Annotated in this window: 6 protein-coding genes; 4 read left to right on the top strand and 2 right to left on the bottom strand. The window is 71.7% G+C overall.

Annotated elements, in window-relative coordinates; genetic code table 11:
• Nucleotides 1-73 precede the first annotated feature (73 nt).
• Nucleotides 74-232: a TetR/AcrR family transcriptional regulator gene (locus JWP65_RS08240; protein WP_299762595.1), complete on the bottom strand. Its 159-nt coding sequence runs from the start codon at nucleotides 230-232 to the stop codon at nucleotides 74-76.
• A gap of 555 nt (nucleotides 233-787) precedes the next feature.
• Here JWP65_RS08240 and JWP65_RS08245 point away from each other — a divergent pair.
• The 4 genes from JWP65_RS08245 to JWP65_RS08260 are packed head-to-tail and all read left to right on the top strand — an operon-like array spanning nucleotide 788 to nucleotide 4,440.
• Complete coding sequence (locus tag JWP65_RS08245; protein WP_299762597.1) at nucleotides 788-1,453, top strand: DUF3348 family protein; 666 nt, start codon at nucleotides 788-790, stop codon at nucleotides 1,451-1,453.
• Nucleotides 1,450-3,237: a DUF802 domain-containing protein gene (locus JWP65_RS08250; RefSeq protein WP_299762599.1), complete on the top strand. Its 1,788-nt coding sequence runs from the start codon at nucleotides 1,450-1,452 to the stop codon at nucleotides 3,235-3,237. The genes JWP65_RS08245 and JWP65_RS08250 overlap by 4 nt, the downstream gene beginning before the upstream one ends.
• Nucleotides 3,234-3,887, top strand: coding sequence for an OmpA family protein (locus tag JWP65_RS08255; protein ID WP_299762601.1), 654 nt, complete (start codon nucleotides 3,234-3,236; stop codon nucleotides 3,885-3,887). Before JWP65_RS08250 ends, JWP65_RS08255 begins: the two co-directional genes overlap by 4 nt.
• Nucleotides 3,880-4,440 (top strand): DUF2894 domain-containing protein, encoded by a 561-nt coding sequence (locus tag JWP65_RS08260; RefSeq protein WP_299762603.1) that lies wholly within the window; start codon nucleotides 3,880-3,882, stop codon nucleotides 4,438-4,440. Before JWP65_RS08255 ends, JWP65_RS08260 begins: the two co-directional genes overlap by 8 nt.
• A 98-nt stretch (nucleotides 4,441-4,538) precedes the next feature.
• Here the strand turns inward: JWP65_RS08260 and JWP65_RS08265 are convergent, their stop codons facing one another.
• Nucleotides 4,539-6,455 (bottom strand): FAD-binding monooxygenase, encoded by a 1,917-nt coding sequence (locus JWP65_RS08265; RefSeq protein ID WP_299762605.1) that lies wholly within the window; start codon nucleotides 6,453-6,455, stop codon nucleotides 4,539-4,541.
• Nucleotides 6,456-6,458: the final 3 nt, after the last annotated feature.

Below are 6,458 nucleotides of genomic sequence, written 5' to 3' on the forward strand. Positions count from 1 at the left end.
AGCAGCGTGCGCAGCTTCTCGCCGAAGCGCTGCAAGGCCGGCTGGATGTCGTTCACGGGGGGTCCAGGGCCTCTTATGTTGCCTGGAACTCCGCCTCGGCGGCCTCGGTCACCACCTTGTAGAACAGCACCTCCTCCGACGCGAAGTAGCTGTACAGCGTGGTCTTGAAATAGCCCACGTGGGCGCCGATGTCGGCCATCGAGGCGCGCTCGTAGCCCGTCTTCTGGAACACCTGCGCGGCGTGACGACCAGGACGGACCTGAAGTCGCATCGACGGCCGAGGTCGGGTGAGGTCAGCCGACGCTGGCCAGGGGTTGTCGTGTGCATGGCGCACTCCATCGAACGCCGATCATCGAACGCCGATCGCCTGCAATTTGGCGACGCGACTCCGCGCCTTGGGCTGAACCGGGCGCGGCCGGGCGGTCTATGGTTTGCGCTGAAGGGAGAAAGAGGGCTGACCGCCGGGCTCAGGAATGTGCGGGGGTTCGCTGCAGGCCCGCCCCGCAGTGGCTCGGACACACCCGCGCGGCCAACCCCCGTCACCGCGGACGGGTTGGCGGCAACAAGCCGCATGCAGGAGGGAGCCGGGCGGGTCATCCCAAGAGTACAGGCAGCTGCGCCGGGCCTGGCCGTGAGGCGGCGCTGTTGTGGCAACGATCGCCGGGGCATTGGCCGGCCCGATCGTTTCTAATACCGGCTGCGCGGGCCGCCCTTGCGGGGCCATGGCCCCGCCCGACCCGACCCATCAAGGACGCGCGCCGCCTCGCGGCGCCGAGGACCACTTTTCTTGCCCAGCAACTTCACTCCCGCCCGCTTCGTGCGCGTGCTCGGCGCCGGGATCGTTTCCGACGCCCCGGTGGCCGGCATGGACTTCGCCGAGCGGATGGGCCCGTGGTTCAGCACCCTGGACGCGATCCGGCTGCAGGCTGTGCACCAGTCGGTGCGCGCCGGCCTCGCGGCCGCGCCTGGTCCGGCCAAGGCGGCACGGCCGGATCAGGCGCTGGCCCTGGCGGACGACGTCCAGCGGGTCCGCGCGGCGCTGGCCAACGCCATCGCGCAGCCCGTGCCCGCGCCGGCCGACGAGCCCGCCTGGCGCCCTTACCACCTGCGCCACCAGGAGCTGCAGCGCCAGATGGACATGATGATCGTCCCGCTGCGGGACCATGTCCGGCAGGCCGTCGGCCGCGCCTCGGCCCGGCTGCGCCAGCTGGCCGCGCTCGACGCGGCGCTGGACGACATGCTGGCGCGGCGCCGGCAGGCGCTGCTGGCCACCACACCGGGGCTGCTGGAGCGACGCTTCAAGCTGCTGCGCCAGCAGCATGCGGCCCCCGACTGGCTGCCCGTCTTCGAACAGCAATGGCGCGAGGCACTGACCGTCGAGACCGACCTGCGGCTGCAGCCGGTGGCCGGCCTGGTCGACGCCCTGCGCGACGCAACCAACCTTCCTCCATGAGCAACCGCTTTTTCGCATCGGCCTTCGCCCTGGGCCTGGCCGCCGTCCTCTGGGTCGCCGCCGGCTTCGTCGGCTCGAGCTGGCTGGCCCTGGCCATGACAGCCGCCATCGGCGCCGCCTACCTGCTGGGCGCCTGGGAACTGGTTCAATACCGCAAGACCACGGCCGCCCTGGGCGCCGCGGTCGCCGGCGTGCCCCAGCCCCTGGCCGACCTGGCCGCCTGGCTGGAGCGCGTGCCCGCGCCGCTGCGCGACACCGTGCGCCTGCGCATCGAGGGCGAGCGGGTCGCGTTGCCCGGCCCGGCGCTGACGCCCTACCTGGTCGGCCTGCTGGTGATGCTGGGCATGCTGGGCACCTTCCTGGGCATGGTCATCACCTTCAAGGGCGCGGTGTTCGCGCTGGAAGGCTCGACCGACCTGCAGGCCATCCGCGCGGCGCTGGCCGCTCCCATCAAGGGGCTGGGCCTGTCGTTCGGCACCTCGGTGGCGGGCGTGGCCGCCTCCGCCATGCTGGGACTGATGGCGGCGCTGAGCCGGCGCGAACGCATGGCCGCGGGCCGCCAGCTCGATGGCCGCATCGCCACCGTGCTGCTGCCGTTTTCGCGCGTGCACCAGCGGCAGGAGACGCTGCGGGTGCTGCAGGCGCAAGGCCAGGCGTTGCCGCAGGTGTGCGATCGGCTCGACGCGCTGATGGAACGCATCGAGCAGCGCAGCCAGCAGCTGGACGCGCAGTTGCTGGCCCGGCAGGCGCGCTTCCAGGAAGATGCCACGCTGGCTTATCGCGGCCTGGCGGACAGCGTGGGCGCGTCGCTGCAGGACAGCCTGGCGGCCGGCGCGCGGGCCGCCGGCGACAGCATCCGGCCGGTGATCGCATCGGCGATGGCGCAAGTGGTGCAGGAGTCGCAGCGCTCGCATGCGCTGCTCGCCGAGCTGTCGCGCCAGCAGCTCGACACCTTGTCGCAGCGCTTTGGCGACACCGCCAGCACCGTCACGCAGGGCTGGACGGCCGCGCTCGGCCAGCAGGCGGGCAGCAACCAGGCCCTGGCCGAAGGACTGCGGCGGACCCTCGCCTCCTTCACGCAGACTTTCGAGCAGCGCAGCGCGGCCCTGCTGGCGGGCGTGAAGGCCGACTCGGCGGCGCTGCGCGCCGACGAAAGCCGGCGCGGCGAACAAGCGGTGCGGCAGCTGGGCGAGCTGCAGGCCGTCGTGACGCAGCACCTGGCCACGCTGGGCACGGCGCTGGAGGCGCCGCTCACGCGCCTGCTGCAGACGGCGGCCGAAGTGCCGCAGGCGGCAGCCGGCGTGATCACCGAACTGCGGCAGGAGATGAGCCGCGTCGCCGAGCGCGACAACCATGCCTTGCGCGAGCGCAGCGTCCTGCTGGAGCAGCTGGAGGCGCTGCTGCGCGGCGTCAACGCCGCCGCCGGCGACCAGCGCACCGCCATCGAAGCCATGGTGGCTTCCGCCGCTTCGGTGCTGACCACGCAGGCCGGCAAGGCGGCCGACGTGGCGGACCAGGTCGCCGCCAGCGCGGTGGAAGTGGCGAGCCTGGCCGAGGCGCTGGGCCAGAGCATGACGCTGTTCCAGGCCAGCAACGACAAGCTGGCCGACAGTCTGCTGCGGGTCGAGGCCTCGCTGCAGCGCTCCACCGCCCGCAGCGACGAGCAGCTGGCGTACTACGTGGCCCAGGCCCGTGAAGTGATCGACCTGAGCATCGCCTCGCAGCAAGGGTTGGTGGACAACCTGCGCCAGCTGCGCCGGCCCGCGGCGGGGGCGCCGGGATGATGGACGCCGACGAGGGCGACGGCGCTGCGTCGGTCGCGCCGGCCTGGGCCGTGTTCGGCGACCTGATGGCCGGCTTGCTGGGCGCGTTCGTGCTGGTGCTGGTGGGCGTGCTGCTGGTGCAGGTCGACCTGGTGGCGAGCCTGCAGGCCGAAGTCGAGAAGCGCCAGCTGGAGGAACGCCGGCGCATGGCGCTGGAAAAGGCATTGGCGATCCCGCTGGCCAGCGGCCGCATCACGGTGGCCAACGGCCGCATCGGCATCAGCGGCAACGTGCTGTTCCCGCTCAACTCCGACCAGCTGCGGCCGGAAGGGCGGCAGCTGCTGACCAGCCTGGTGCACCCGCTGCGGGTCTACCTGGACGAGCGCGGCGAGATGCTGATGGTCAGCGGCTTCACCGACGACACCCGGGTGCAGGAAGGCAACCGACGCTTCGCCGACAACCTGGAGCTGTCGGCGCAGCGCGCCTTGACCGTAACGCGCGCCCTGGTGGACGAAGGCATGCCGCCGTCGCGGGTGTTCGCCGCCGCGTTCGGCGCCGAGCAGCCGGTGGCGAGCAACGGCGACGAGCAAGGGCGGGCGCTGAACCGGCGGGTGGAAATGGCGCCGGTGCCGCGCGCCGGCGGCGCGACCGAGCCAGCGCGCCGTGAGTGAGCTGCAGGCGCGGATCGCGGCCTTGCGCGACGCTGGCGGCGGGCGTTTCGATCCGGTGCGTTTCCGCTTCCTGGAAGTGCTGGCGCAGCGCGCGGCGGTCCAGCCCGAACGCGTGCGCCGCATCCTGCAAGACAGGCTGCTGGCCGGGTTGGATGACTACCTGGCGCGCATGGAGCAGCCGCGGCAGGTGGCGGCCGGCGCGCCGGTCGCCGCCACCTGCCTGCCGCTGGCGCAGCTGAACGCGCACATCCGGCGCGCCGCTGGCGCGGCCGACGGCACCAGCGACGAACTGCCCAGCGTGCGGCGCTTTCGCCGGGCCTGGTCCGCCGGCCGGGTGCAGGACCAGCTGGAGCTGGCGGTTTCGCGCAAGCCGGCCAACGCCGGCCCGCTCAACTCGCACGCGCTGGTGCTGGAGTCGCTGGCCTTGATGGAGCAGCTGTCGCCCGCCTACCTGGGCCGCTTCATGGCGCAGGTGGAGGCGCTGCAGTGGCTGGAGCAGGTGCAGGTGAAGGCGGCCAAGGCGCCGGCCCGCAGCCGCAGGAAGGCAGACTAGCTGCTGCGCGGTCCCCGTGAAATTCGAACCTCGGGCTTTCGAATTGGATGACGGGCCGTTCTTGTTCCCTCTCCCATTGCGACCGGGAGTCCAGCCGCTCAAGCCGCCAGCATGAACCCGGCGAAGAACTGCGCCAGTTCCCCATGCGCATCGAGCGGCAGCACGTGCGCGATGTACTGGTCGGGGCGCACCACCACCAACGCGCCGCGCGTGCGGTCGACGCCGCGCAGGTCGAAGATGTCGGGGCCATTCTTCAGGTCCGGGCTGAACACCTTCTCGTAGTCGAGCAGGCCGTAGCGCCCCTTTGGCGGCAGCAGCAAGCCCGGCATGGACTCGATCGCCAGCGCGCCGTGGGCTTGCTGGAAGATGGCCCGCAGGTCGAACACGGCGTCGCAGTCCTGGCCGGGCCGCGTGAACTTGCGCACCGGCGACTGCGGCGATTGCTGCAGGAAGCGGCACAGCGCGCGCACGCCCGCCTGTTCGTCGACGTTGTCGTTGGCGGCGGCGAAGGCGTACAGGCGCCAGCGACCGTCGGCCTTGCCGGCGTGACCGAGCTGCACCGGCTTGGCGTCGGTGACGCGCACCACCGGCGCCGAATGAAAGCGGGTGCCGATCACGAAGCCGCTGGCCAGCTGCTGGTGCGTCGCTGGTCCGGTGATGAGCGAGGGCCGGTAGTGCGTGCCCATGCCGGCAGTGAAACGCCCATGCCGCTGGAAGTACTTCTGGAACTCGGCCGGGTCGACGCTGCCCGTGCCGACGGCGGCGCCTTCCTCGGGCCGCTCGCTGAACGTCTTGGCCCACGCGCGGTCGAAGTCGATCAGCTCCTGCGCCACCACCTGCCGCTCCGCCGAGTACGTGTCCAGCAAGGCCGGGGCGCATTGCCCGCGCAGCACGGCGGCCAGCTTCCAGCCCAGGTTGAAGGTGTCCTGCATGGAGACGTTCATGCCTTGGCCCGCCTTCGGGCTGTGGGTGTGGCAGGCATCGCCGGCGATGAAGACGCGCGGCAGTCGCGCGCCCACCTCCTGCGCCGGCACGTCGTCGTACTTGTCGCAGATGCGCTGGCCGATCTCGTAGACCGACCACCAGGGCACCTCCTTCACCTCCAGCCGGTACGGGTGCAGGATGCGCTGCGCCGTGGCGACAAGGTGCTCGAGCGTGATGCCGCGGTTGGCCACGCGCTCTGCTTCACCCAGCTTGTCCATCTCCACGTACAGGCGCACCAGGTAGCCGCCCTCGCGCGGAATCACCAGCAGGTTGCCGGCGGCGGACTGCACGACCACCTTGTAGCGGATGTCGGGGAAGTCGGTGACGGCGAGCACGTCCATCACGCCCCAGGCCTGGTTGGCCGAATCGCCCTCGAGGTGGCGGCCAATGGCTTTGCGCACCGCGCTGCGGGCGCCGTCGCAGCCGACCACGTAGCGGGCGCGGATGGTCTCCGGCTGGCCCGCATGGGCCGCGTCGATGCGCTCCAGCCGCACGGTCACGGGATAGTCGGCGGCGTCCTGGTCCACCGTCACGTCCAGCAGGCGCCGGGCATAGTGCGGCTCCAGCCGGCCGGGCGAGTTGCGCATGAGGTCCAGGTAGAAGTCGTGCACCCGCGCCTGGTTCAGCACCACATGGGGGAACTCCGACAGGCCGTCCTCGGTGTCTTGCACCCGGCCGTGGCGCACGATGCCACCGGCCTGCCCGCCCGGTTTCCAGAAGGTCACCTCGTTGATCCAGCAAGACTCCTGCAGCACCCGCTCGCTGAAGCCGAAGGCCTCGAACATCTCCATGGTGCGGCAGGCGATGCCGTCGGCCTGGCCCAGCTGCAGCGCGCCTTCCTTTTGCTCGACGACGCAGGTGCTGATGTCGGCAAACGCCGCCAGCTGTGCCGCCAGCGTCAGCCCGGCCGGGCCGCTGCCGACGATCACCACGTCGACCTGCGCCGGCGCCGCGTCGGCGCCTCGCGCCGGCCGGTCCGGTGCCGCGGCGCGCGGATCCCCGGGCTTGAAGCCGTTCAGGTGAAATTGCATGAC

It is taken from the genome of Ramlibacter sp., from assembly GCF_028292805.1.
In the GTDB taxonomy this organism is placed as follows: domain Bacteria; phylum Pseudomonadota; class Gammaproteobacteria; order Burkholderiales; family Burkholderiaceae_C; genus Ramlibacter.

Excerpts from the sequence above, each read along its gene's own strand:
- JWP65_RS08250 (WP_299762599.1), top strand. The coding sequence starts at position 1,450 with ATGAGCAACCGCTTTTTCGCATCGGCCTTCGCCCTGGGCCTGGCCGCC.
- JWP65_RS08255 (WP_299762601.1), top strand. The coding sequence starts at position 3,234 with ATGATGGACGCCGACGAGGGCGACGGCGCTGCGTCGGTCGCGCCGGCC.
- JWP65_RS08265 (WP_299762605.1), bottom strand. The coding sequence starts at position 6,455 with ATGCAATTTCACCTGAACGGCTTCAAGCCCGGGGATCCGCGCGCCGCG.